The organism is Azospirillum sp. B506 (assembly GCF_000333595.1).
GTDB lineage: Bacteria > Pseudomonadota > Alphaproteobacteria > Azospirillales > Azospirillaceae > Azospirillum.
On record NZ_BADK01000617.1, the window covers coordinates 1 to 1074 of the forward strand.

At 59.9% G+C, this 1074-nt stretch carries 2 tRNA genes and 2 rRNA genes; all 4 read left to right on the forward strand.

The annotated features are described in order from the left end of the window. Nucleotides 1-328: ribosomal RNA gene (locus I71_RS18460) — 16S ribosomal RNA — on the forward strand; the annotation flags it as partial. Between the two features lie 113 nt (nucleotides 329-441). Further along, nucleotides 442-518, forward strand: a tRNA-Ile gene (locus I71_RS18465). Between the two features lie 29 nt (nucleotides 519-547). After that, nucleotides 548-623: transfer RNA gene (locus I71_RS18470), tRNA-Ala, on the forward strand. Between the two features lie 314 nt (nucleotides 624-937). Further along, nucleotides 938-1074 (forward strand): 23S ribosomal RNA (locus I71_RS18475); the annotation flags it as partial.

Sequence of the window (1074 nt, forward strand, 5' to 3'; positions counted from 1 at the left end):
GGTTGGGCTACACACGTGGTACAATGGCGGTGACAGTGGGAAGCGAAGTCGCGAGATGGAGCCAATCCCCAAAAGCCGTCTCAGTTCGGATTGCACTCTGCAACTCGAGTGCATGAAGTTGGAATCGCTAGTAATCGCGGATCAGCACGCCGCGGTGAATACGTTCCCGGGCCTTGTACACACCGCCCGTCACACCATGGGAGTTGGCTTTACCCGAAGGTGGTGCGCTAACCCGCAAGGGAGGCAGCCAACCACGGTAAGGTCAGCGACTGGGGTGAAGTCGTAACAAGGTAGCCGTAGGGGAACCTGCGGCTGGATCACCTCCTTTCTAAGGAAGCCGACCTCAGCGGTCCGGCACCTCAGCCACAAAGGCGTATCTCTGCCGCCGCCGGCGCATCCCTTCTCACGGTTCTCGACGTGCTCCCATGATGGAGCACGGACGGGCTAGTAGCTCAGTTGGTTAGAGCGCGCGCTTGATAAGCGTGAGGTCGGAGGTTCAAATCCTCCCTGGCCCACCATGTTTCAGGCGATGGCGTTCGACCATCGAGGGGGCATAGCTCAGTTGGGAGAGCGCCTGCTTTGCAAGCAGGAGGTCGTCGGTTCGATCCCGTCTGCCTCCACCAGTTTCCTGGTGTTGAGCGTGGAAGATCGGCCGCCCGATTTTGAGGACCGTTGGAAGGAACCACAACACGGCAACGTGAACAGCAACGAGCGCGCAGCGCTCGTTGCTGTGTCCCTCCCCACATTTGTGGAGGCGGGACGGGATCATGGACAAGTGAAGATGAAGTGCAAGTGACCGAGGACGCTCCTCGGCCGGCAAGCCCACAAGGCGCGCTGGCTGGGAGTAGCATCGAACGGCGGAAACAGTTGGCCCTGTCGGTCAACTCGCGAGCAGGCTTGTTCCTGCGCGTGGCGCAAGCGTTTTCGTTGGAGTTGAGATCAAGCGTCTGAAGGGCATCTGGTGGATGCCTTGGCACTGAGAGGCGATGAAGGACGTACCACGTTGCGATAAGCTTCGGGGAGCCGCGAGCAGCTTTGATCCGAGGATTTCCGAATGGGGAACCCACCGCTTCG